Consider the following 22863-nt stretch of genomic DNA (forward strand, 5'->3'; position numbering starts at 1 on the left):
GCATCCGTGACGGGTTTGCAGGTGCTGTCGCCCTATCGTGCCGTCAGATTTCAAACCTTCGGAGACGGCCACGTGCAGGGATTTCCTTCTGCAGGCAGTGGCGGAAATCGTCGATAGGCGGCTGGAAGGAAGAACGCCGATGCCAGACTGGAAGAACGTCCTTCTGCCGGGCGCCTGCGCCGGGCTTCTTGCTCCGGCGATCTGGCTCGCCATGCCGACCGAGGCCATGGCGCAAACGCAAGGCTGCACTTTTTCCGGCGGCACCTGCACGTTTCCCACTGGGAGCTACTCGACCCCGCTTCTTCAAGAGGGCACCAACGGCTCCTACTACGAGGTGGATGTGAATGCGGGGACGACGGCGACCGTCGATCCGACCGGTTCGATTTTCCTCTACAATTCTTCGGCAATTTTCAAAAATAACGCCCCGGCGGGGACGCAGTCAGCACCGGCGGGCACCGTTGCGGCCGGATTGCAGGTTGTCAACAACGGGTCGCTCATCCTGCAAACTGCAGGCTCTCCCTGGCCTGCGAACACGACTGTCACGGGTCTTTATTCCAGTGTGGTGGGGGGCGATGGCTATAGCGGCAGCAACCCCGGCAATGCCGGCTTCGCGACGGCACCGCTGAACGTCAACAACAATGGTACGATCACGATCTCCTTGCCGTATGCGGATGTCATGAACGGCGCCGCCCTCTATGCCCTTGCCGCGGGGGGGCATGGCGGCTGCAACAGCGAGTGTTTCAACAGCTACGACTCAACCGTAGGCGGGAATGGCGGCTCTTCCGCCGGCTTGACGGTTACCAATACCGGCACCATCAATGTTGCGGTTGGGACGCAGGGTGGCGGCGGCCAGAATGGCTTTGCCGGCATCGCGGCGCTGTCGATCGGCGGCAATGCCGGCCGCGGCGATAACGCCGCCACTGGCGGCGGCAGCGGGTTCGCGACAGTCACCAATTCGGCGCCCGTCACCGTCAACTTCGGTTGGTCTGCCGATCCCGCAGGCAGCAGCAGCGGCGTCTATGGCATTCAGGCACTGTCGCAGGGCGGCAACGGCACCGGCGCAAAGGGCAACTATTCCATCGCCGGCAGCGGCGGCGGCGTCGACAGCGCCTCCGTCACCCTGACCAGCGGCGGCACTGTCGCGGTGACCGCAACCGGCACCCCGCCGCAAGCCGGCATCGGCTCGGGTCTTCTCGCGACCATCATGGGCGCGGGCGCCGCTGCGGAGGCGATCGGCGGCAATGGCGGCAATGGCGAGGAAGAGGACTCCAATGCCGGCAGCGGCGGCAACACCAAGTACGCCCCGACAATCACCGTCACCGACGCCGATGTCACTGCAAGCGGCCCCGGCCTAGCGGGGCTGCTTGCCTTGAGCCAAGGCGGCAATGGCGGCCTCGGCGCCACAGAGAACGACGGCAGCAACTCTGGTTCTGCCTACAGCAGTGGCGGCGCGGGCGGCACGGCTGCTGGCCCGAGCGTCAATGTCGCGGCTCAGACGCAGAATGTAACGATATCGACGAATGAGAGCAATTCACCGGCGATTGCGGCCTTCGCTCTCGGCGGCGTCGGCGGCCTGGTCAATCCAAACAAGAACAATGACGGCCACAACACCGATACTTTCGGCGGCGGCGGCGGCAATGTGGCGGGGGCTACCTCAATCACCCTGACGGGAACCAACGGCTATTTTGTTGATTTGACGACGAATGGTGGCACTTCGCCGGGACTCTATGTCGTGAGCCAGGGTGGCTACGGCGGCTACGGCGGTGATTTCGATCCCAGCCTCAGCCACGGCTATGGCGGCAATGGCGGCAATGGCGGGTCCGGCGACGACGTCACCGTCACGCTCCAATCGGCCAGCATCACCACACAAGGCTCTGCCTCGCAGGGCATTATCGCCCAGTCGCAGGGCGGGGTCGGCGGCGGCGGCGGCATCGCTGAGGGCGGCGCGGGTACGAGCACTGGCGGCGCCGGCGGCGCCGGCGGCAACACCGGCAACGTCGCCGTCTCGCTCGACCGCGCCTCGAGCATCATCACGTTCGGCACCGATTCCTCGGGCGTCATGGCGCAGGCCCTCAGCGGCGGCGGCGGCGTGGGGGGGGACGAATCGGGCCATCAAGGCCAGGGCGGCAACGGCGGCGGCGGCGGCAATGCGGGCAATGTCACGGTCACAAATGACGGCGTGATCCTCACCTCCGGTAACAATTCCCGCGGCATCCTCGCGCAATCGCTGGCGGGGGCTGGCGCTTCGGGGGGGAACGCGGGCGGCTTTTTCAACAACAACGGCGGCACTGGCGGTTCGAGCGGCACGGCCGGGACCGTTCTTGTCACCAACTTCGGCACGATCGCGACGAGCGGATCAAATGCACAAGGTATCGTCGCACAATCGATCGGCGGCGGCGGCGGAGCCGGCGGTTGGGCATCTGGCTATGGCGCGGTCGGCGGCAGCGGCGCTTTCGCTGCCGATGGCGACCTCGCTGGCGTCAACTACTATGGCGGCAGCATAACCACCTCCGGCCTCTCAGCGGCTGGCGTCCTGGTCCAGTCGATCGGCGGCGGCGGCGGCGACGGCGGCGGCGCCAGCGGTGGCGTGGTCACGGTCGGCGGCAGCAGCGGTGGCGGCGGGGATGGCGCAAACGCCGAGTTTTGCTCTGGCGGCGTTTGCGGAGGTGGCAGCGTGCAAATCACCACGAGAGGCGATTACTCGCCCGCCGTTCTTCTGCAATCGATCGGCGGCGGCGGCGGCAATGCCGGAAATGCAAGCAGCTTTACGCCCTTTGGGTCGATTGCCATCGGCGGAAACGGCGGCGGCGGCGGCGGCGGCGGAACCGTCAACCTCACCACCAGTCAAACGAATATCACCACCGTCGGGACGAAGTCGCCCGGCCTTGTGGCGCAATCAATCGGCGGCGGTGGCGGCACGGGCGGCAATGCTTTCGCCTCCGCGGTCGGAGTGGGCGTCGCGGTCGCCGTGGGTGCTGGCGGCAATGCAGGCGGCGGCGGCGACGGCGGCTCCGTCTTCGCCGGCGTGCAGCAAGAAACCATCGCAACGGGCCAGAGTCCGCAACTGCTCAACGGCAATCTCTGCATGTCGCCGCCCTGCAACACCACCCCTTTGCCGGTCGACTCCTACGGCGTCGTGGTCCAAAGCATCGGCGGCGGCGGTGGCCTCGGCGGGTCGGCGACCGCGCAAGCTGTCGCGCTCGCTGTTCCCTTGCCGGATCCGGATGGCGGCACGACGGAGATTGGAGTGGCGATCGGCGCGGCGGTCGGCGGCGCCGGCGGCGCCGGCGGAAATGGCGGAACGGCGCAGTTTCAACTGTCGAACGGCGGCATGATCAAAACCAGCGGCCAGGGCTCGACCGGCGTTCTCCTGCAGAGCATCGGCGGCGGCGGCGGCGCCGGCGGCGACTCTTCCTCGATGGCGACCGTAATAGGAACCGCCGCACCCATTCCAGAGGGTACGACCTCAATTAATATCGCCGTGACGTACTCACTCGGCGGCACAGCCGGCGGTGGCGGCAATGGCGGCATCGTCAATGCGGCGCTCGGCGGAACGGTATTGAGCGACGGGACATTTTCGGCGGACCCGAGCGGCAGCGCGCCGACCGCCATCGTCACCTATGGCGACTTCGCCAATGGCGTCACGGCACAATCGATCGGCGGCGGTGGCGGCAATGCAGGATATGGCAGTGGCAATACACAGGCTTTCGGCGCCGGCAACGACATAACGGTCAATGTGGCCCTGGGCGGCAAAGGCGGCCCCGGTGGCACCGGCGGCCCGGTGAATGTGGAGCTCTATCCCGGCAACGGGATCACGACCTATGGCTCGGGCGGGGTCGGCATATTGGCGCAATCGATTGGCGGCGGCGGCGGCGCGTCCCAGGGGGATTCGTTCGCCTTTGCAGCTCCGCTCCAGCTTGACAAGGCCTTCATAGTAGGCGCCACGCTCAACCTGGGTGTGCAAGGCGGCACTGGCGGCAACAGCTCCCCCGTTTTTGTGGGGCTCGATGCGCCGATCACCACCCATGGCGGCGACGCGACCGGCGTGCTGGCGCAATCGATCGGCGGCGGCGGCGGTCTTGCCGGCTCCGCCGGCGCCGACGCCTCGGCGGACAGTCCGGTCGACACCGTGGGGAATGCACGACAAGCGGGCAGCAACCTTGCGGCCGCCAAAAGCGGGGACACGCCTATCCAGGCGACCTACACGCAAACGATCGGCGGCGTGGGCGGAACCGGCGGCAACGGCAGCACCGTCACCGCAAATCTCAATGCTGCCATCACGACCGCAGGCGACTGGGCCAATGGCGTCGTGGCGCAGTCGATCGGCGGCGGCGGCGGCAAGGGCGGTTCGGCCGCCGCCACGGGTACGGGCGGGATCCCGGCGATTACGGTCAACGCCGACGTGGCGATCGGCGGCAATGGCGGCAGCGGCGGAGCCGGCGACCAGGTGTCGATCAATCTCGGCGAAGGCAGCTCGATCGGCACGGCTGGATTCGGTGCGACCGGCCTGATCGGGCAAAGCATCGGCGGCGGCGGCGGTATTGGCGCCGACGGCTCGGACGCGGCGGCGGGCACTCTTTCGGTGGGTTTGGCCTTTGGCGGTAAGGGTGGGCAGGGCGGTTCAGGTGGTCCAGTTACCCTCGCATATGTGGACAGCACGATTGTGACCACAGGCGCAGCGGCGGACGGCGTGGAGCTGCAATCGATCGCCGGCGGCGGTGGAATCGCCGGCGCCGGCAGCAGCCTCTTTTTTTCGAGCGCGGATAAATGGCTGCAACCCGGAGCGCTGGCGCTCGCGGCCGGTGGCGGTTCGGCGTCCTCCGGCTACGGCGGCACGGTGACCTTTGCGCCTCAACAGGGCGTGGATACGCCCCTTCTCAGCATTTTGACGACGGGCAATGATGCCTTCGGCATCCTCGCGCAGTCGATCAGCGGCGGCGGCGGCGTTGTGACCAGTCAGCCGGTCGGCTCGACGACCGGCACGCCCGTCACGCTCGCGCTCGGCGGTAATACCAGCAGCAGCGGCAACGCCGGTACCGTCAATGTCACGCTGCCCGGCGGCAGCAACATCCAGACGACGGGCGTCGCGTCGCATGGCGTCGTGGCGCAATCGATCGGCGGCGGCGGCGGCGTCCTCCGCCTCGTGAACGCAGCGGGAGATACGCCGGGACTGACCACGTCGATGGGCGGCCTGACCTCGTACCAAACCAACGGCAACGGCGGAACTGTCAATGTCCAGGCAGGCGGCCAGATCCTTGTCTCCGGTGCAGGCGCAGTCGGCATTCTCGCGCAGAGCGTCGGCGGCGGTGGCGGCCTCGTCATGAACGGTGGCTCGATTCAAGCCGGCACGTCCGGCCTGTCAGGTTCTTCGGGCTCGGGCGGTGCCGTCACCGTCACGTCGACGGGCTCGGTCTTCGCCACCGGTCAAAACGGCATCGGCATCTTTGCGCAAAGCACGGGCCCCAGCACATCTTCGAACGGGCAGGTCGCCGTCACGGTCTCCGGCGGCGTGGTCGGAGGCAGCGGCTCGGGCGCCACCTCCACCAGTACAGGCAGCGCCGGTATCGTGGTCGATAGCCCGTCCGGCGCAAATGGAGGAAATGGCAATCAGGTCACCGTGAACGCCGGCGGCTTGGTCACGACGCTCTCGGACACCGCCGGCACTGCGATCCTGGCCTCGGGCGGCGGGTTCGCCAACCTCACCAATGACGGCATCATCACCGGCTCGGTCCTTTTGAACGGCGTCACCGGCGGCTCGGCCCTTTTGAACAACGGCCTGCTGACCAATCATGGCACCTTGAATGCTGGCGCCACGGTTGCGGCAGATGTCGTGAACAGCGGCACGGTCAATGTCGGGCGGCCCGGGACGCACGCGCCGCAGACCACCACCATCACCGGCGATTTCACCCAGACCGGCGAGGGCCGGCTGGGCGTGACCGTCGACTCGCTGAACAAGACCGCCGGCCATCTCCAGGTAGACGGCACGGCGACGCTCGACGGCAGGATCGTGCCGACGGCAATCACGCTGCTGCCCGGTTCGGTGCCGGTGGTGACGGCGGGGCATCTCGTCTCCACGGTCGAGGCGGCGGATGTGCAGCTCTTCCACTGGGATGTCGCGCAGTCGGGCAACACCCTCTCTCTCTCGCCGCGCTCAGACTTCAAGCCCAACGGCGTGGCCCTGACCGACAGCCAGTCCTCGCTGGCCGGCTATTATGGCCGGGCCTGGGACAACGGGGACAAGGCCTTCGCCACCCGCTTCGCCGAGCTGTCGCAGATCGCCGACCGAAGCGACTACAAGGCGGCGCTCGACGCCTGGTCGAGCAAGGCGGCCCACGCCCAGTCCATCGCGCTGGCCAATTCGGTCAGCACCATCCTGGGCGCTGCGATGAGCTGCCCGATCTTCGTCGACCAGAACGTGCTGCTGGGCGAGGACAACTGCGTCTGGTCCAAGGTCACCGGGCGCTGGACCGACCAGTCCTCCACCGGCAACAGCACCCAAGGCTACCACGTCTCGGGCACGACCTATCGGATCGGCGCCCAGCATGAGATCGCCCCCGACTGGTATCTCGGCGCCTCCTTCGGCTTCGGCCAGAGCTGGACGACCATCGATGGGGGCTCGTCCGGCAACGGCGACACCTATGACGGCTCGGTCACGGTGAAGCGCGTCATGGGGCCGTGGCAGTTCGCCGGGTCGATGGCCTTCGCCGGCGGCTCGTTCGAATCCTACCGGCGGGTCGACATCCCCGGCATCGCCGACGAGACGTTGAAGAGCGACCCGAGCATCTTCCTGGCCGGTGGCCGGCTGCGCGCCGCCTATGAGTTCGCCTTCGACGACTGGTACATCCGGCCGTATGGTGATCTCGACGTGGTCTACAGCGAGCTGCCCGGCTTCCAGGAGAAAGGGGACGATCTCTATGCGCTGGATGTCCACGACAGCAGCAAGACGAGCGTGGCGCTGTCGCCGATGGTGGAGTTCGGCGGCCGGCTGGACGTGGACCCGGAGACCACGCTGCGGGCCTATGCGGCGTTCGGCGTGAGCTACCAGCCGGACAACACGCGGACGATCCATTCCAGCTTCGTCGGCGTGTCCTCGGCGAACGGCACCTTCAGCGACCAGATCGACTCGCCGGAGGTGCTGGGCCGGATCGATGTCGGGGTGCAGTTGTTCCGGGCCGGCGGGTTCGAGCTGAAGGGGGAATACACCGCCGATGTCGGCGACTCCTTCCTCAGCCAGTCGGCCAGCGCCCGGTTCGCCTATCACTTCTGAGGCAAGGGCATCGGCAATGGCCGGGGCGCGAGGGAACGGCGGGCGCAGTCCGCAAGCAGACATGCACATTGTCAATTTCGACCGAGTAAACGGATCAGGTCCCATGAAGACATCTACGAAAACTGTTGGTGTTGCAGCGTGGGCGACGATCGGCGTGGTATGCCTTATCTACGCCCCGATGGCGATCGAATACATGGTGCAATACTTCGCCTCATGGGCGCCGGAGTTGTATCTGCACTCCATCTCCGCGGTGATCAGCCTGAACCCTGACTCGCAGGTGGGATCGCTGGTGCACCACCAACTGCCGACCTACATCAACAGCCGCTGGATCATGCTGGTACACACGGCCACAGCCGGGTTGGCGCTCTTGCTTGGAGTGTTGCAATTCTCGGCGCGTGTACGCAGGAACTGGCCGGCCGTGCACCGTTTTTCCGGGCGGCTGATGCTCACCATTGTCGCGGTTTCCATGATCACCGCACTCGCATTTCTGTTCCGGACAGGCTCCGCGGCGACGACCAGCGGGCCGCCCTTCTTCAACATCCTCCTGATCTTCGCAATTTGCGTGCTCGCAGCAGCCGTGCTGGCGTTCCTGGCGATCAAGGAGCGGCAGATCAAGCTTCACCAGGCGTTCATGACCTATATGTTCGCGATGCTGCTGACCGCTCCAATCATCAGAATCATCGTCATCACTCTCTTGCTGGTGGCGTCCGGCGAGAGCTTCGACTCCGATTTCATGATCGGCGCCGGCGTGGCCGGGCCGCTGGCGGTGTTCGGTGCCGCGGTGGTGGTTCGCTTTGGTGATCGCAGCGTCGAACCAGGGTCATCGATCGTCGATCATCCGGCGATGGCCCGCGGCGCATGGGTGGCAGGCGCGATCGGGCTCATCGCCGTCATTCTTGTCGGTGCCGAACTCGTCGGTCAAATCGACCTGCCACTCGCCGCAGTGACCGCTGCCACGGTGGTGCTGCTCCTCGCCTGCGTGGCGCTGCGTCTTCGATCCCGTGCGGCCGGCAATCACCAAGCGGCGACGGATTGGGAGATCCTCCAATCGGCGACCGCCGCCACGCCGGTTGCATGTCTTGCTCTGTCGGCCATCTATTGCCTGTTCTGGCCGGCGCCCGTCGCGTTCTACTGTGCGGTGCTCGCCTCGCCGGTGGTTGCCATGTCCCTGGGCTACCTGCCGTTCGCGTTGTTGCGGCGGAAGAGCATGGGCAAGGCATCCCGTGCCGCAGTCGCGGCTCATTGAGATCTGCTGAGGGGTTCTATCGGATGCCGTCGCTGCTGGAGCGCAGTCGACGATGTGGTGGAGACGCTCAGCACGCGACCAATATCGGGTTACCATCCGCCGGGTAATGTCTGGACGCGAAGCCTCTCTCGGGCGCCAGTTCTCTATCGCTTCTGCAACTCGGGAAAGTCGTAGTCCTGCCAGCCGGGTATATCCGCGACCTTGAAGAACTCGTGGCCGTGCTCGGCCACTGCCGGGCCGCATGCCTCGCCGGCAGGGACGTCGGCGGCCTTCTGTTCGTCCGCTCCGAACGGAAATGTCGCATCGATGCCCATGGCGGATCCGACTCGCTTGTTGAGCGGAAGAGACTCGTCGATGGATGGATCCAGGGTGCCTCCTGGCAGACCATCAACGATGATGACGTCGCGGGCCGGTTGGCTGCGGAATGCAATCGCCCATTCAACCTGGTCCGGGTTGTGAACATCGATATCGGGATCGACCACGACAACGATCTTGGGACGCTGACTGCTCGCAATTGTCGTCAGGATGACGTGGCGCGCTTCTCCCGCATAGCGTTGCTTCATCGCTATGACGACATAGAATGCGGTCCCGCCTGACGGTGGAATTGCGACGCTGGTGACTGTTGGATGCTGGGCTTTCAGCATGGCGAAGTATGATGCCTCGTAGGGCAACTGCTTCAGGATATGGTTTTCGGTCGGCGGCACCCCGGTGAGGAGGGCTTGGAAATAGGCATTGTTGCGATGCGTGATCGCCTTGATGCGCGCGATCGGCTTGTTTGAGCCTGGCGTGTAATATCCGGTGAACTCTCCGAGCGGCCCTTCGAAGACTTCCTTGGTAAAGTCTATCTCGAGCTCGAACACCATCTCGGCCCGCGCCGGCACCTCGACGTCGATGGTCTGGCAACGGACGAGCTCCAGAGCGGCGCCTCGCATGCCCCCCACAACGTCAAAGTCGTTGGTTCCGTCGGGCACCTGGATCGGGCAGGTATAGGCCATGACCGGATCCACGCCGATCACCAGAGCTGCGTGAAAAATCGTGTGTCCCAGACGGCGCGCCTTCGCGAGATGCCGGCCAAAGCGATGGTTCGGCAGCGCCAGAAAGCTCATGGTCTGCTTGTCGATGACCTCAAAGCGATAGTGCCCGATGTCAGGAATGCCCGTTTCAGGATCCTTGCTCACGACGATCCCGGCCGTGATGTAAGGTCCGCCATCATCAGGGCTGTATCTCGCCACGGGGATACTGGAAATATCGACTGCGTCACCGGTGATGACATTTTCGTGGACTGCTGCATCCGCCACGACAATCGGCGGAACTCGGGCCGAAATTCCGCTCAGGATCCTGTCAAAGACATCCTTCTCAGTCGTTTGCAGTGCGATCAGCGCTTTAGAGCGGGTGTTGTAGACACCGCCCACCAACGGGAATGCGGTCCCGTTATTCCCGAATATGAGTGCCGGACCGGACACTGACGCACTCTTGCGCATCGCCTTCGCAACCTCCAGGTCCGGCGAGACGGCGCGATCCAGTTCGAGAAGCTCACCGGCGCTTCGCAAGGCCTCGAGAAATTCTCGGAAATCTTGGAATGGCATCGTGACTGCACCTTTCCTGTTCAATCGGCGAGACACCAGGATGGGCTTGGCGGCCGGACGGATTCGGATCGTCAGCGTTGTCTGGTTTGCTGCCCGGTCCATCGTTGGACCAAGCCTGCATCGAGCCCGAACAGATCGAGCACTCGCCCGACCGTATGCTCCACGATGTCGGCCACGGTGTTCGGGCGCGTGTAGAAGGCCGGCACGGGCGGGAAGACGATCGCGCCATTTTCCGTTGCTGCCGCCATGGCGCGAATGTGACCCGCATGCAGCGGCGTTTCGCGGAACAGCAACACGAGGCGGCGGCGCTCCTTGAGACAGACATCCGCGGCCCTGGTCAGCAGGCCATCGGTGGTCGAATGGGCGATTTCCGCCAGGCTATGCACCGAGCAGGGCGCCACCACCATCCCGATGGTGGGAAAGCTTCCGGACGCGATGGCTGCCCCGATATCAGCGTCGGGATAGACGTGGTCCGCCATGCTTCGGAGCTCTTGGATGGTCAGATCGGTCTCGTAGGCGAGGGTGCGTTCGCCTGCCTTTGTGACCACCAGATGGGTCTCGATCTCAAGGACACGCGCCGCCTGCAGCAACCTGACGCCATAGACGATTCCGGTTGCGCCGCTGATGCCGACGATGAGTCTTGGGCGCTGCATGACGATGTGGGGTTCTATTGAACAGAAGCCGCAATCGTGAGCACCGGTGCCTTCGTGCGGTCCGCTCCGCCTTCCCCGAGTTGCATGAGGAGCAGCAGCGTCCTGAAGGCATCCTTCGACTCGAAGTCGGTATCGTCGATCCAGAACCAGCGGTCTCTGTACTGAACCGCAGCAGCGGCAGAACGAGATTGTGGTCGGCTGGCTGATGTCCGCACGAGAACGAGCGGGCCGTAGCCCGCGCATCCTCTGAGCAGGAGCACAAGCATGAATGATCGGGCCGCCCGCGTGACTCCCCTTCCCACCATCACACCATCTGGTTTCCGGGTCTCGGACGCTGCCGCGCTTGCCGTCGAAACTGTGAATCTCGCATCGTCCATTGTCTTCTAGGCTCCACGGTCGCGTCATGGAATCTTCCCGCAGCCTGACAACATTTGGGCTGGGACGGCAAGGTCTGCCTTCTCTTCTTCCGACAATGCCCGGCGGAAGAACGGAACCGGGCAATGCAGGAGCATAAGGGATGACCGGGCCTGTTTCGGTCACGGATCCATCACAGATCAAGTGCCAGAAGCAGAATATTTTTCGACATGCTGCGGGGGCGGAGACCCGTGCTGCCAAGTGCGGCGTGGAGCCGGCATAGAGGACACGCATGGCATCGAGCGCGCGCAGCAAGCTTGGCAAGCGGTTCTAGGGCCATGCTCCCGAGTCGGTGCCGATCCCAAGCGACGCGGCTGCGCGTCAGGGGCATGCAGGGTCTGCGTGTCGTTGACGCCGGCATCATGCCAAGCATCACCAGCGGAAACACCAATGCACCAACTCTGATGATCGCCGAAAAGGCGGCGCGCCTGATCCTTCGAGAGGCACAAGGGCGTGCATGACAACGACTTCCGGCCCATCCCAACCAATCGACGAAGCGAAACGGATGATTCAATGGGTAGTGGCGTGATCCAGCGTGATTGAACAAGGCCAAGTGGGATGATTGTGCATCAAAGCACTGTGGTCAGGGGGACCCTCTGGGACCACCCACCGGCTAGGTGGCGCGCCCACAACCTCAATCGCAAGAACGTCCAATGTCCGCGATGTGAAATGGATGCTGATACACTTTTCGCAGATCAGGAGGTGTGCAAGGCCTACTGGCGCGACGGGCGTCAAAACCTAGCCCGGCCTAGCTTTGCTGGCACACACACTTCCTTTCCGACGGGCGGTCCGCAGTTTGTGCATAACCCCATTCCCGCAGAAGCGCGATTTCGACGCCGAATGCCGCCAACCCTCCAAAACCGGCTGAAAAACCGGCTGAATTCCGAAAACTTAGCCGGTGCGAGTCGGCGCAGAATGGCAGAAAGATCAGTGATTTCAGTTAGGTAGAATGGCGCACCCGACAGGATTCGAACCTGTGACCTCTGCCTTCGGAGGGCAGCGCTCTATCCAGCTGAGCTACGGGTGCTTTCCGGAATCCGGAAAACGAACCAGCCGGTGAACCGGCAAGTCACGGCTTCTTAGCGGAAGCAGGCGCGGGCTTCAACGGGCAATTGGAGATTGGTGCGCCCCGCAGTGCGGGTGGGTTGGTCCTCTCACGGGTGCCCGCTAGTTGGATATGGCGCTCTCCCTCTCCGTCTCGGCTTCGCCGAGCCACCTTGCCGGGGCGAGCCACGGGTCTCGCCCGTCCTTCGGACCCCCACTTTGTGGGGGCGAGGAACCCCCTCACTCCCCCGCCTCGCTCTTCACCACCCGCCTTCCGCGCACGGCCCGCTTCGGCTTCTTCGCACCCGCCAGCTCGTGCATCGCATCCAGCTGCATCTGTTGCATTTCGGCCAGGCGCGTCCATTGGCGCGAGATGAGGTAGTCGAGTTTTTCGTGCAGATGGCGCACTTCGAGCTCGGCCTTGAGGTTGACGCGGTAGTCGTTGAAGGAGCGCAGGCGGTCCTTGGACTCCTGCCGCCGCTGGCTCATCATGATGATCGGCGCCTGGATGGCGGCGATGCAGGAGAGCAGCAGGTTGAGCAGGATGAAGGGGTAGGGATCGAAGGCGGTGCTCATGCCTGCAATCAGGTTGATGCCGATCCACACCAGCAGCACGCTGCCGAACGAGATCAGGAACCACCAGCTGCCGCCGAAGGCCGCCATGTTGTCGGAGACGCGGTCGGCAAAGGTCCGGTGCTCCTCGAACTCCTCCTCCGAGTTTTCGGAAATCGTGTCTTGCCTGGCGATCGACTCGACCACCTGACGATCGAGCTCGGAGAATTCGCCGTGCTCCTGCTGCAGCAGCTCCTCCATGTAGCGCATGCGGTAGCGGCCGAGCTCGGCGCGGCTGATGCGGGCGCCGGCCGGCAGGTCGGGATGGTCCGACCGGATGCGGTCGGCGAGGCTCGGGCGCAGCGTGTCGATGCGCACCAGATCGCGCTTGCGGAATTTGCGGCCCGAGATCGCCGACGGTTTTTTCTTCGGCTTGCCACGGTGGGCGCCTGGGCCTGCGGGTTCGGAGTCCGGCACTTCGGGCGTGTCGAAGTGCTCGTCCGACACCGGATCGGCCTCCAGCTCACCGACGATCGGCGCCTCGAAATACTCGCCGCCGCTGTCGTGCTGGTTGTCTTCCGCCTGCTCGGGCGGCGTTTTTGGGGCGGTGCTCATAGTGCGGGCTCCTGGTGGTGCTGGGCGACGTATGCCGCAACATCGCCAGCATCGCGACGGATTTCGCGGCAGTACAAGTGTTTTTGATCGAGGCGATGTGGGTTGGTGCGTTGGCGGCGGCTTGCGGGGGCTCAGGGCGGTGACGTTCGAGATTGGCCGAAGCGCCCCCAACTTCGTCATCCACGGGCGGAGCGGGAAGAACTTCCCCGAAGCTAGCGGGACAGCGCGCCCCCTCTGTCCTGCCAGCGTCTGCAAAGGTTCTGCACCGCAGCGGAACTTTGAAGTCGCGGCAGGGCGACGGGCAACAAAAAACCCGCCTTGCGGCGGGTCACGTTTCCAGTGGATCAATTGGCGCGACTCAGCACCATATCCAAAACAGTAGCATAGCTGCCGTCACGGATCAAGAAAAAATTCCTATTCATCACCACCAAGGCGCAAATCGCGCCGCGGGCTACTGCTGCTCGGCGAACATCAGTCTGGTCTTGGCGCCGTCCACCGTGGGCGACAGGCTGCGCTGGATCAGCGCTTCGACGTGGTCGTTGCGCTGGCGGGCGCTGTCGGCGCCCATCACCACGACGATCAGATTGCGGCCGTCGGCATTGTAGGAGGTGACGATGTTGAAGCCTGACGCCCTGATGTAGCCGGTCTTGATGCCGTCGACGCCGCGCACGCGGCCGAGCATGTCGTTGTGGCCGCGCACCAGCCTGCCGCGGAACATGAAATCGCTTTCGGAGAAATAGTGGAACTGCTGCGGAAAGCGCTGATGCAGCGCCATGCCGAGCACCGCCATGTCGCGCGCCGTCGTGTGCTGGTCGCCGTCGGGCAGGCCGGACGCGTTGCGGAAGGTGGTGCTGGTCATGCCGAGCTGGCGCGCCTTGGATGTCATCATGGCGGCGAACTGATCCTCCGAGCCGCCGAGATACTCGGCCACGGCCACCGCCACATCGTTGGCCGATTTGACGACGATGGCGCGGATGGCCGAATCGACGTCGATGCCCTCGCCGCGCCTAAAGCGCATCTTGGTCGGCGGCTGCGAGGCGGCATGGTCCGAAACCGGGATCAGCGTCTGCTTGCTGACGCGGCCGGCCTCCAGCGCCTCGAACAAAAGATACAGCGTCATCATCTTGGTCAGCGAGGCCGGGTAGCGCTGCGCCGTCGAGCTTACCTCGAACAGCTGCTTGCCGGTCCCGGCGTCGACGACGATTGCCGCATATTTCTGCGCCGGCGCCGGCACGGCCAGCACGCTGTCGGGCGGCGTGGTCGCGCAGCCGGCAAGCGCCAGCAAAGCGAGAGCAGCAAAAACTCTCTGGATGAGCGGAAGGGGACGCAGGTTGGACAAGGGCAAGTCTGTTCGGGTCAAGCTGTTGCTGAGATGAGGCGAAGCTAACGTAACGCACCAGCGCCGTCCATTTGGTTAATGGCTGACAGTCCCAGGATTGTCGAGGGCATCGATCTGGTTCCTCGCCCCACGAAGTGGGGAGAGGTGGCCGCGCAGCGGACGGAGAGGGGATTTCGTAGGGCGCCATCTCCAAACGAAATGTCTCGAAACCTTATCTAGCACGGCCGGCGCCATTCCCCCGCTCCGTCTCGGCTTCGCCGAGCCACCTCTCCCCCACATTCGTGGGGGCGAGGAACCCAAGCTTTCCAAGGCGAGGAAAGCTTGCCATCCGCCCCGAAATCGCCCGTTTCCCGTGTCTTTCCTTGCCAAGGCCGCGTTTCCCGTGGGAAGGGCGTGGTATCTCAGGGCTTGGGGGCTTGGCATGACGAATATTGGGGCCGGGGGCGCTGCGCCCTCGCTTATCAGGGCATCGCTCAGCCGCACCGGAAAATGGGCCGGCGGCGTCGCCTTTATCGGGGGTGCGGCTTCCGACATCCTCAATCCGCTGGCGCCGTTCGCCGCCTATATCGCGCTGGTCGCCTCGGTGGCTGCGGTCATCATCGCCATTGCCATCGTGCTGCGGCTGGTGCTGGCGGCCAAGGCGCTGCCGGCCTTGATCTTCGCCACCAGTGCGGCCGCCGTCGCCGGCGGCGTCTACGGCCTGCAACAGCAGACCAACGCACAGAACGGGGTGATCGCCAGCCTGGTGCCGGCCATTGCCGGGCTGCAGCAGTCGATGGGCATCGTTTCCGAAAAAGTGGCGAAGATCGAGCAGACCGTTACCCAAACGCAGAAGACGGTCGAACAGGTCAAGCAGACGACCGACACGGTGGCGAAGAAGACCGACGAGATCGCCTCGGCCCAGCAGCAGCAAACGCAGCAGACGGCGCAGGTGCAAAAGACCACCGAAGAGGTGAAGAAGCAGGCCGAGACGCTGGCCGCCGGCCAGGCGCAGCAGCAGACCCAGACCGAGAAGCTGCAAGCGACGACGCAACAGATCGCCGCCTCGATCGACACCATCGCCAAGGGGTTTGCCGCCTTGGCCGCGCAGGGCGGGGCGATTGCCGAGCCGAAGCGGCCGGACGAGTTCTACCACAATGCCCGCGTCTACGAGCTGTCCGGCGACATGCTCAATGCGCGGCGCTCCTACCTTGCCTTTGCCGGCTTCGATGTCGACGCCATCGACCCCTACACGCGCTTTGCCACGCTGCTTCGGGTGCAGGACGGCAAGGCCGGCGCGCGCGAGGTGTTCGGCGCGCTTTCCGACAAGGGCAAGGCGCTGTCGATCAAGCTGGTGCATATCCAGCAGTTCGACGACGCCCAGCGCGTCGACAAGCTCAACGCCTTCATCGCCGCCAATCCAGATTTCGCCCCGGCCTATTTCCTGCTGGCGCAGGAGTTTTCGGAGGACCGGCTCGGCGCCCAGACGCTGGCCGACAAGCGCAACGAGGCCACGGCGCTGACCAGGTTCATGGCCTACGAAAAGGACGGCGGGCTGCTCACATATTTCGTCGACCAGACGCAGTTGGCCGACTGGCTGGACCGCAGCCGCAGCCGGCTGGCAGCGCTTGGCGACGTGCTCGACCCCGCCCGCTTCGTGCCTTCGCTGACGCCGATGCGCTCGAACCAGGGCTGGTCGATGACCATCTCGCTGCCGGAGCCGGCGACCGCCATCTCCTGGCGCATGGGCGACAGCGGTCCGTTCACCGACACCGGTTTTCTGGCGATGAACGACCAGACCACCGGCAAGCCGATGGCCAATCCGAGCTTCGAGATGCCCGACAGTACCGTGGCCGGGACCATCGCCATCAAATATCTCGACATCAGGGGCCGCGAGACCGGCCCATTCGACATCCACTTCGACCCGGATACAGCGCTGCAGCAGGGCGACAAGCAGATCCTCGACCAGTTCTGGACCTCGTGGATCGCCTTCGACGCCGGCGGCAATCACGGCCTGGTCTATTTCACCCAGATGCTGTCTTACCGCTGCGCCATCAAGGAGGCGCATTACAGCCTGAACGGTGCAGCACTCGACAAGTTGCTGGAGATACCGCCTTGCGACAAGAAGGACCCCTACGCCATCCCCTACGACGCCAAGGGCTATTTCAAGATCGCCGACAGCGTGAAGTCGATGTCGGTGCAGGTCACCTACACCGACGACACCAAGTCGCCGGTGCGGGAATACAAGCGGCAGTAGCTCACCCTCCCCCTTGTGGGAACGGTCGATCCGCGTAGCGGATCGGGGTGGGGGTAGCGCCGGCGCTAGACCCCTACCCCGTCGAACGATCTCCGCTTCGCTTCGATCGCTCGCCGACCCTCCCCACAAGGGGAGGATGAAGGTGCGCGATGCAAATTGCCGATCGCGGTGCTTGCGTAACCGCCGCCGAACGGGTTCTGTTTGCGCCTGCAGAATCGGTGAGAGCGCAATGACCATCCCCACGATCAAGGCCAAAGGCATTTCGGTTTCGCTCGACCTCACGGTCGGCCACATCGCCGACATGGTCGTCGAGGGCGGCGGGCGGCAGTTGAAGCCGCTGCACCGCGCGCCCTGGGTCGATACGCGTGAAACGCTGCCGGACAATTTGCCGGAAGGCACGGTCCGACTGTCCGGCGATTTTCTCTGCGCGCCGTTTTCGCGCAGCGATGTCGAGGAGGCGCCACTGCATGGCTGGCCGGCCAACAGCGCCTGGGACGCCGTCGAGAGTGCCGCGACAGACGACGGCTGGCGCGCGGTCTTCCGCTTGCGGCACAAAGTGATGGGCGCGAGCGTCGACAAGATCCTGACGCTGCGCGACGGCCATCCCTTCCTCTACCAGGAGCATGTGTTTTCCGGCGGCCATGGCGCGATCTCGGTCGCGCATCACCCGATGACGGCGATGACGGGCGGCGGCAGGCTGGCCTTTTCGCCCAAACGTTTCGCCGCGACGTTGGACGATCCGCTGGAGCCGGATCCCGCACGCGGGCGCTTCATGCTGGCCTATCCGGCGCGGTCCGCCGATCTCAGCCATTTCCCCGCCACCGGCGGCGGCACGCTTGATCTCACTGAATACCGCATGGAAGACCGCCGTGAGGATTTCCTCACGCTGGTCGAGGCCGATCATGGCGGACCGGGCTGGACCGCGCTTGCGCGGCGGGCCGAAGAGGATTTGGTGCTGGTGCTGAAGAACCCGGCCGAGCTGCCTGTTACCATGCTGTGGTTCAGCAATGGCGGGCGCGACTATGCGCCATGGAGCGGCCGCCACCTGGGCGTGCTGGGCATCGAGGACGGCCGCGCTGCCGTCGGCCATACCGCCTCGATCGGCGACAACTGGCTGAAGCATGAAGGGGTCGCGACCGCCTTTGCGCTGGGCGAAGGCCAAAGCGTTTCCTTTCGTCATGTCATCGGCGCCGTGCCCCTATCCGGCGGCGAGCCACCGCAGGAACTCACGACAGCGGATGGCCGCATGCGGCTGGCAGCCGGCGGCGCGACGCGGGAAATCCCCTTCGACAGCGATTTCCTGCGCATTGGCCAGTCGGTGGCCGCCTGAGGCGGGATTGCGCACTGCAGGGTTTGAAATTTCCACGAACTGCCGCCAAGATGTGGCCGAAATCATCATGCGGAACATGGTGGATTTGAAGCTCCTGCCAGAGAGGCTCCAATGTCCGAAATCGCCCATCTCGCCGCCACCATCTTCAAACGCGCCGGCAAGGCAAACCGCTTCATCGTGGCCATTGCTGGCCCTCCGGGCGCGGGTAAGTCGACGCTGTCGGCAAGGCTGAATGAGCTGCTGCCCGAAGGTGCTTCGGAAGTCGTGCCGATGGACGGCTTCCACTATGACGATGCCGTGCTCGAGCAGCGCGGCCTGCGCGCGCGCAAGGGCGCGCCGGAAACCTTCGACTTTGCCGGTTTTGAGGCCCTGCTGAAGCGCATCCGGGCCGGTGAGCCCGACATCGCCATCCCGGTCTTCGACCGCGATATGGAACTCTCGCGCGCCGCCGCCTCGATCGTCGCCACCGAGACCAAATTCATCCTGGTCGAGGGCAATTACCTGCTGCTCGACGAGGAGCCGTGGTCGCGGCTGGCGCCGCTGTTCGATTTCTCGATCTTCGTCGACGTGCCGCGCAACGAACTCGAGCGCCGCCTGCTGGAGCGCTGGCACGGACATGGCCGCTCCGAGGCGGATGCGCGCGCCTGGATCGTGTCCAACGACATGCCGAACATCGAGCGTGTGCTGGCGCGGCGCCGGGCCGCCGATCTGGTGATCGGCCTTTCCGCTTGATTCTACGGATTGCGCAAGGGGAACCTTAAGACTTTCAGGCCGTTATCGCCGACAAGGCAATTCTGCCAAAAGAGGGAGTCCGTCCGATGGCACAGAAGGCAAGAAAGCCCGCGCCCGCCAAGGGCAAGGCAACCCAATCCAAGGCAGGCGCCGGCCCGGCGGTCACCGCCCGTGCGAAGGACGCCAAGCCGACCTTCGGCAAGGCAGCGCCGAAGAAAGTGGTGCCGGCCGCAGCCAAGGCTGCGCCGAAAGCGGCAAAGCCTAGAAAACCGGCAAATACTGGCGATTCGCTGAGCGGCAGTGCCATGCGCACGGTAAAGGCCACGGCTAATGTCGCTGCCGGCGCCGTCATGGTGGCGGCCAGAGGCGCTGCATCACTCGCCGCTTCGGTCATGGGCAAAGGCGGCTCGAAAGCTAAGGCGAAGGCGAAGTAGCCATTTTTTGTCGGCTGGTTCGACTATCGCTTGGCCGGGATAGTCAGGCCTTTCTGCACCGCCGGCCGCGCCAGGCCGCGCTCCAGCCATGCCGCGACATTGGCGAAATCGTCGAAGCCGACGAGTTCGCGCGCTTCGTAGAAGCCGATCAGGTTGCGCACCCAGCCGAGCAGCGAGATATCGGCGATGGTGTAGTCATTGTCCATGATCCACTTGCGGCCTTTCAGCCTGACGTCGAGCACGCCGAGCAACCGCCGTGATTCGTCGCGATAGCGCTCCAGCGGGCGCTTGTCGGCGATCTCGCGGCCGGCGAATTTGTGGAAGAAGCCTACCTGGCCGAACATCGGCCCGATCGAAGCCATCTGGAAGAACACCCACTGGATGGTCTCGTAGCGGCGCGCTGCGTCCACGGGCATGAGCAGGCCGGTCTTTTCGGCGAGGTAGAGCAGGATGGCGCCGGACTCGAACAGGCCGATCGGCTTGCCGTCCGGACCGTTCGGATCGATGATCGCCGGGATCTTGCCGTTGGGATTGAGCGACAGGAATTCCGGTGTCCAGCTTTCGTTCTGGCCGATGTTGACCCAATGCGGCTCGTAGGGCAGGCCGAGCTCTTCCAGGGCGATCGATATCTTCACCCCGTTCGGCGTTGTCGCCGAATAGAGCTGAATCTGGTCCGGATGCTTGGCCGGCCAACGCGTTGCGATCGGAAAGGCGGACAGGTCGGCCATGGAAACTCCTGAATGGGGATTCGCGCCGAGCGGCGCGGTTTTGGCGGGTCGGCCAAGAATTAAACGCGCGACACGACACGATCAATATGGCGGCAACGGTTTCGTCGTGCACGAACAGTCAACGGGACGGACCGCGCGTGCAGATCACGTGCTGGGATCAAACAGCCTTGAAGGCCAGCACCGCATTGGTACCGCCGAAAGCAAAGCCGTTGCTGATTGCGGCGCGCACCTTGCGCTCGCGCGCCACATTCGGCGTGATGTCGAGGTCGCAATCGGGATCGGCCTCGCGAAAATTGGCCGTCGGCGGCACGATGCCTTCGCGGATCGCCATCACGCAGGCGATCATCTCCAGCGCGCCCGATGCGCCGAGGCAATGGGCATGCATCGACTTGGTCGACGACACCGAAAGCTTGTAGGCATGGTCGCCGAAAACGCGCTTGATCGCCGCCGTCTCGATCTGGTCGTTAGCCTTGGTGCCGGTGCCGTGGGCATTGAGATAGTCGACATCCTCGGGATTGAACCCGGCGTCGGCCAGACAGGCGCGCATGGCGGCCGTTGGTCCTTCGATGGTCGGCGCGACGATGTCGGACGCGTCGGCGGAGAGGCCGGCGCCGGCAATCTCGGCAAGGATGGTGGCGCCGCGGGCCATGGCGTGCTCGTAGGTTTCCAGCACCGCCATGCCAGCGCCCTCGCCGAGCGACAGGCCCTGGCGATCGGCGGAGAATGGCCGGCAAGTGTCGGGCGCCAGCACCCGCAATGCTTCCCAGCCCTTCAGGATGCCCCAGACCAGCGGCGCATCGGTGCCGCCGGCGACCATCACGTCGGCGCGGCCGAGCCTGATCTGGTCGACGGCCGAGGCGATGGCGTGGTTGGACGATGAGCACGCCGATGTGACGCCGAAGACCGGCCCGCGCAGACCGAGACTCATGCTGACATGCCCGGAGGCCGCACTCGGCATCACTTTCGGTACGGTGAATATCCCGGCGCGATTCTTGCCCTCGATCAGGATAGCCCGATAGCTCTCCTCGATCGCCTCCCAGCCGCAGACGCCGACACCGACGACGGTGCCCATCCGATAGGTGGTGGCCTCATTCGAGACCAGGCCGGACTGCTGCATGGCTTCCCTGGCCGCGATCGTTGCCAGCAGGCTGAAGCGGTCCATCGACACGGTCTGCTTGCGGTCGATGCCGTGATCGGGGAGCGATTTGATTTCGCAGCCGACCTTGACCTTCAAATCATGCAGCTGCGGACTGGTGATCTGGCCTATGGCCGAGCGGCCGGCGCGCATCTCGTTCCAGATCGCGGGCGCGCTGGTGCCGAGCCCGCAAATGCCGCCCATGCCGGTGATGACGACGCGCTGCCGCATTCAGGTCAGGCTTTTTTCGCGATCAGCGCGCGAACTGCTTCGACCATGTCGCCGACATTCTTCAGATTGCTCCAGGCATCGACCGTGTTCATCTCGATCTCGATGCCGTACTCTTCCTCAAGATCGAAGATGATCTCCGTCAGCTCGAGCGAATGGATACCAAGCGAGGTCAATTCAGTGTTGGTGGTGATTTCTTCGCCGCCCGGCTCGGCATGAGCCTTGATCTTCGCGATGATATCCGTTGCCAGCTGGTCGGCCATTCGGTTCCTTCCCCACTATGTCGCGTTTCCCGACGCCAACTGAGCAGCGCCCCTTTTTTCTCCCGGTATCAAGCCGCCGTCGTCGTTTATACCCCCGCCAGGCAGCATGACCGTACCAAGGTGGTTCCCTCTATAGAAACCGAAACGTTGTCAAGCAACAAGCTATATCGAACTCCATATCGACAAAGCCGCCGGAGTGCTTAACGTGCGGGCATGGATACGGTTGAACATAGGGGCGAACATGGCGGGATTTCAACGCAGCGCGTTGCGGGCGTGGCGCGGCTTTCCTGTGCTCTCAGCGACGGCCGCACGCGCCTGCGGCGCCTCTATCAGGACGGCGCCGCCAAGATAAGGATGCCGGCTGTCCGGGCCGATCCGCTCGAAGCGGTGCTGATCAACACCGCCGGCGGGATGACCGGCGGCGACCGTATCGCCTGGAATGTGGATGTCGGCGCGGCTGCCTCAGCGTCGATCACGACCCAGGCCTGCGAGAAGATCTACCGGGCGGCATCCGACCGTGCCGAGGTGCGGGTCAATTTGTCGGTCGGTGAAAATGGCCGCATTGCCTGGCTACCGCAGGAGACCATCGTCTTCGACCGCGCGGCCTTTGCCCGAACGCTCGACGTCGAGCTTGCCGCAGGCGCCGAGGCGCTGGTGCTGGAAGCCGCCGTCTTCGGCCGCCTGGCGATGGGCGAACGCGCCACGCAGGGGCTTTTCCACGACCGCTGGCGCGTGCGCCAGGATGGCTCCCTCATTCACGCCGAGGATTTCCGCATCGGACCCGATGTGGCCGCCACGCTCGACCGGCCGGCGGTTGCTGGCGGCGCGATCGCCATGGCGACGCTGCTTTTGGTGTCGCCGCGGGCCGAAGCCTTGCTCGATCCGGTCCTGGAGATCGTCGGCGAACACGGCAGCGCCAGTGCCTGGAGCGTGAAGAAATCTGGCAAGCTTCTTGCGAGGCTTTACGCCGGGGATGGCTACAAGCTGCGCCAGCGGCTGGTTCCACTCGTCGAATTGCTCAATGGAAGGGCGGGGTTGCCCAAATTATGGTCACTGTAGGC

At 64.6% G+C, this 22863-nt stretch carries 14 protein-coding genes, 1 tRNA gene and 1 pseudogene; 8 read left to right on the plus strand and 8 right to left on the minus strand.

From position 1 onward, the window contains the following. Nucleotides 1-211 precede the first annotated feature (211 nt). Nucleotides 212-7267, plus strand: coding sequence for a hypothetical protein (locus ACSQ3L_RS02665; protein ID WP_436158520.1), 7056 nt, complete (start codon nt 212-214; stop codon nt 7265-7267). Nucleotides 7268-7370: 103 nt separating this feature from the next. Further along, the gene (locus tag ACSQ3L_RS02670) at nt 7371-8513 is read left to right on the plus strand and encodes a DUF2306 domain-containing protein (protein ID WP_436158521.1); all 1143 of its coding nucleotides are present in this window, start codon (nt 7371-7373) and stop codon (nt 8511-8513) included. A 143-nt stretch (nt 8514-8656) separates the two neighbouring features. On the opposite strand, the gene ACSQ3L_RS02675 is transcribed toward ACSQ3L_RS02670, so the two are convergent. Both ACSQ3L_RS02675 and ACSQ3L_RS02680 read right to left on the minus strand, forming a co-directional pair. Beyond that, entirely contained in the window at nt 8657-10201 is a 1545-nt protein-coding gene (locus ACSQ3L_RS02675) for a UbiD family decarboxylase (RefSeq protein WP_436158522.1), read from the minus strand. Continuing rightward, nucleotides 10171-10752 (minus strand): UbiX family flavin prenyltransferase, encoded by a 582-nt coding sequence (locus tag ACSQ3L_RS02680; RefSeq protein ID WP_436158523.1) that lies wholly within the window; start codon nt 10750-10752, stop codon nt 10171-10173. Before ACSQ3L_RS02680 ends, ACSQ3L_RS02675 begins: the two co-directional genes overlap by 31 nt. Nucleotides 10753-11474: 722 nt before the next feature. On the opposite strand from ACSQ3L_RS02680, the pseudogene ACSQ3L_RS02685 reads away from it, so the two are divergent. Beyond that, a pseudogene (locus tag ACSQ3L_RS02685) lies at nt 11475-11627 on the plus strand (GMC oxidoreductase); the annotation flags it as partial. A 489-nt stretch (nt 11628-12116) separates the two neighbouring features. On the opposite strand, the gene ACSQ3L_RS02690 reads toward ACSQ3L_RS02685, so the two are convergent. From ACSQ3L_RS02690 to ACSQ3L_RS02700, 3 genes are all read right to left on the minus strand, one after another. Continuing rightward, a tRNA-Arg gene (locus ACSQ3L_RS02690) sits at nt 12117-12193 on the minus strand. A 257-nt stretch (nt 12194-12450) separates the two neighbouring features. Continuing rightward, nucleotides 12451-13377 carry a DUF1003 domain-containing protein gene (locus tag ACSQ3L_RS02695; RefSeq protein ID WP_436158524.1) on the minus strand — a complete coding sequence of 309 codons (927 nt, stop codon included), beginning with the start codon at nt 13375-13377 and terminating at the stop codon, nt 12451-12453. Nucleotides 13378-13828: 451 nt separating this feature from the next. Next, complete coding sequence (locus ACSQ3L_RS02700) at nt 13829-14716, minus strand: D-alanyl-D-alanine carboxypeptidase family protein (RefSeq protein ID WP_436158525.1); 888 nt, start codon at nt 14714-14716, stop codon at nt 13829-13831. Between the two features lie 421 nt (nt 14717-15137). Here ACSQ3L_RS02700 and ACSQ3L_RS02705 point away from each other — a divergent pair, with 421 nt between their 5' ends. The 4 genes from ACSQ3L_RS02705 (at nt 15138) to ACSQ3L_RS02720 (ending at nt 19448) form a co-directional block, all read left to right on the plus strand. Beyond that, nucleotides 15138-16952 (plus strand): methyl-accepting chemotaxis protein, encoded by a 1815-nt coding sequence (locus tag ACSQ3L_RS02705; protein ID WP_436158526.1) that lies wholly within the window; start codon nt 15138-15140, stop codon nt 16950-16952. 229 nt (nt 16953-17181) lie between these two features. Continuing rightward, nucleotides 17182-18282, plus strand: a complete 1101-nt coding sequence (locus tag ACSQ3L_RS02710) for a hypothetical protein (protein ID WP_436158527.1) — start codon at nt 17182-17184, stop codon at nt 18280-18282. 111 nt (nt 18283-18393) lie between these two features. After that, the gene (locus ACSQ3L_RS02715; protein WP_436158528.1) at nt 18394-19014 is read left to right on the plus strand and encodes a nucleoside triphosphate hydrolase; all 621 of its coding nucleotides are present in this window, start codon (nt 18394-18396) and stop codon (nt 19012-19014) included. 86 nt (nt 19015-19100) lie between these two features. After that, entirely contained in the window at nt 19101-19448 is a 348-nt protein-coding gene (locus ACSQ3L_RS02720) for a hypothetical protein (protein WP_436158529.1), read from the plus strand. A 23-nt stretch (nt 19449-19471) separates the two neighbouring features. On the opposite strand, the gene ACSQ3L_RS02725 is transcribed toward ACSQ3L_RS02720, so the two are convergent. From ACSQ3L_RS02725 to ACSQ3L_RS02735, 3 genes are all read right to left on the minus strand, one after another. Then, entirely contained in the window at nt 19472-20176 is a 705-nt protein-coding gene (locus ACSQ3L_RS02725; RefSeq protein WP_436158530.1) for a glutathione S-transferase family protein, read from the minus strand. Between the two features lie 157 nt (nt 20177-20333). Then, nucleotides 20334-21542 carry a beta-ketoacyl-[acyl-carrier-protein] synthase family protein gene (locus tag ACSQ3L_RS02730; RefSeq protein WP_436158531.1) on the minus strand — a complete coding sequence of 403 codons (1209 nt, stop codon included), beginning with the start codon at nt 21540-21542 and terminating at the stop codon, nt 20334-20336. 5 nt (nt 21543-21547) lie between these two features. Next, a complete protein-coding gene (locus ACSQ3L_RS02735) occupies nt 21548-21802 on the minus strand; it encodes an acyl carrier protein (RefSeq protein ID WP_023760236.1) in 255 nt (84 codons plus the stop codon). A 213-nt stretch (nt 21803-22015) separates the two neighbouring features. Here ACSQ3L_RS02735 and ACSQ3L_RS02740 point away from each other — a divergent pair, with 213 nt between their 5' ends. Further along, on the plus strand, nt 22016-22861 hold the full coding sequence (locus ACSQ3L_RS02740; RefSeq protein WP_436158532.1) for an urease accessory protein UreD: 846 nt from the start codon (nt 22016-22018) through the stop codon (nt 22859-22861). The last annotated feature ends 2 nt before the right edge of the window (nt 22862-22863 follow it).

It is taken from the genome of Mesorhizobium sp. LjRoot246, assembly GCF_964254115.1.
Taxonomy (GTDB): domain Bacteria; phylum Pseudomonadota; class Alphaproteobacteria; order Rhizobiales; family Rhizobiaceae; genus Mesorhizobium.

What these genes read in the sequence shown, in the direction of transcription:
- ACSQ3L_RS02665 (WP_436158520.1), top strand. Translation starts at nt 212, where the DNA reads ATGCCGACCGAGGCCATGGCGCAAACGCAAGGCTGCACTTTTTCCGGC.
- ACSQ3L_RS02670 (WP_436158521.1), top strand. Translation starts at nt 7,371, where the DNA reads ATGAAGACATCTACGAAAACTGTTGGTGTTGCAGCGTGGGCGACGATC.
- ACSQ3L_RS02675 (WP_436158522.1), bottom strand. Translation starts at nt 10,201, where the DNA reads ATGGACCGGGCAGCAAACCAGACAACGCTGACGATCCGAATCCGTCCG.
- ACSQ3L_RS02680 (WP_436158523.1), bottom strand. Translation starts at nt 10,752, where the DNA reads ATGCAGCGCCCAAGACTCATCGTCGGCATCAGCGGCGCAACCGGAATC.
- ACSQ3L_RS02695 (WP_436158524.1), bottom strand. Translation starts at nt 13,377, where the DNA reads ATGAGCACCGCCCCAAAAACGCCGCCCGAGCAGGCGGAAGACAACCAG.
- ACSQ3L_RS02705 (WP_436158526.1), top strand. Translation starts at nt 15,138, where the DNA reads ATGACGAATATTGGGGCCGGGGGCGCTGCGCCCTCGCTTATCAGGGCA.
- ACSQ3L_RS02710 (WP_436158527.1), top strand. Translation starts at nt 17,182, where the DNA reads ATGACCATCCCCACGATCAAGGCCAAAGGCATTTCGGTTTCGCTCGAC.
- ACSQ3L_RS02715 (WP_436158528.1), top strand. Translation starts at nt 18,394, where the DNA reads ATGTCCGAAATCGCCCATCTCGCCGCCACCATCTTCAAACGCGCCGGC.
- ACSQ3L_RS02720 (WP_436158529.1), top strand. Translation starts at nt 19,101, where the DNA reads ATGGCACAGAAGGCAAGAAAGCCCGCGCCCGCCAAGGGCAAGGCAACC.
- ACSQ3L_RS02725 (WP_436158530.1), bottom strand. Translation starts at nt 20,176, where the DNA reads ATGGCCGACCTGTCCGCCTTTCCGATCGCAACGCGTTGGCCGGCCAAG.
- ACSQ3L_RS02730 (WP_436158531.1), bottom strand. Translation starts at nt 21,542, where the DNA reads ATGCGGCAGCGCGTCGTCATCACCGGCATGGGCGGCATTTGCGGGCTC.
- ACSQ3L_RS02735 (WP_023760236.1), bottom strand. Translation starts at nt 21,802, where the DNA reads ATGGCCGACCAGCTGGCAACGGATATCATCGCGAAGATCAAGGCTCAT.
- ACSQ3L_RS02740 (WP_436158532.1), top strand. Translation starts at nt 22,016, where the DNA reads ATGGATACGGTTGAACATAGGGGCGAACATGGCGGGATTTCAACGCAG.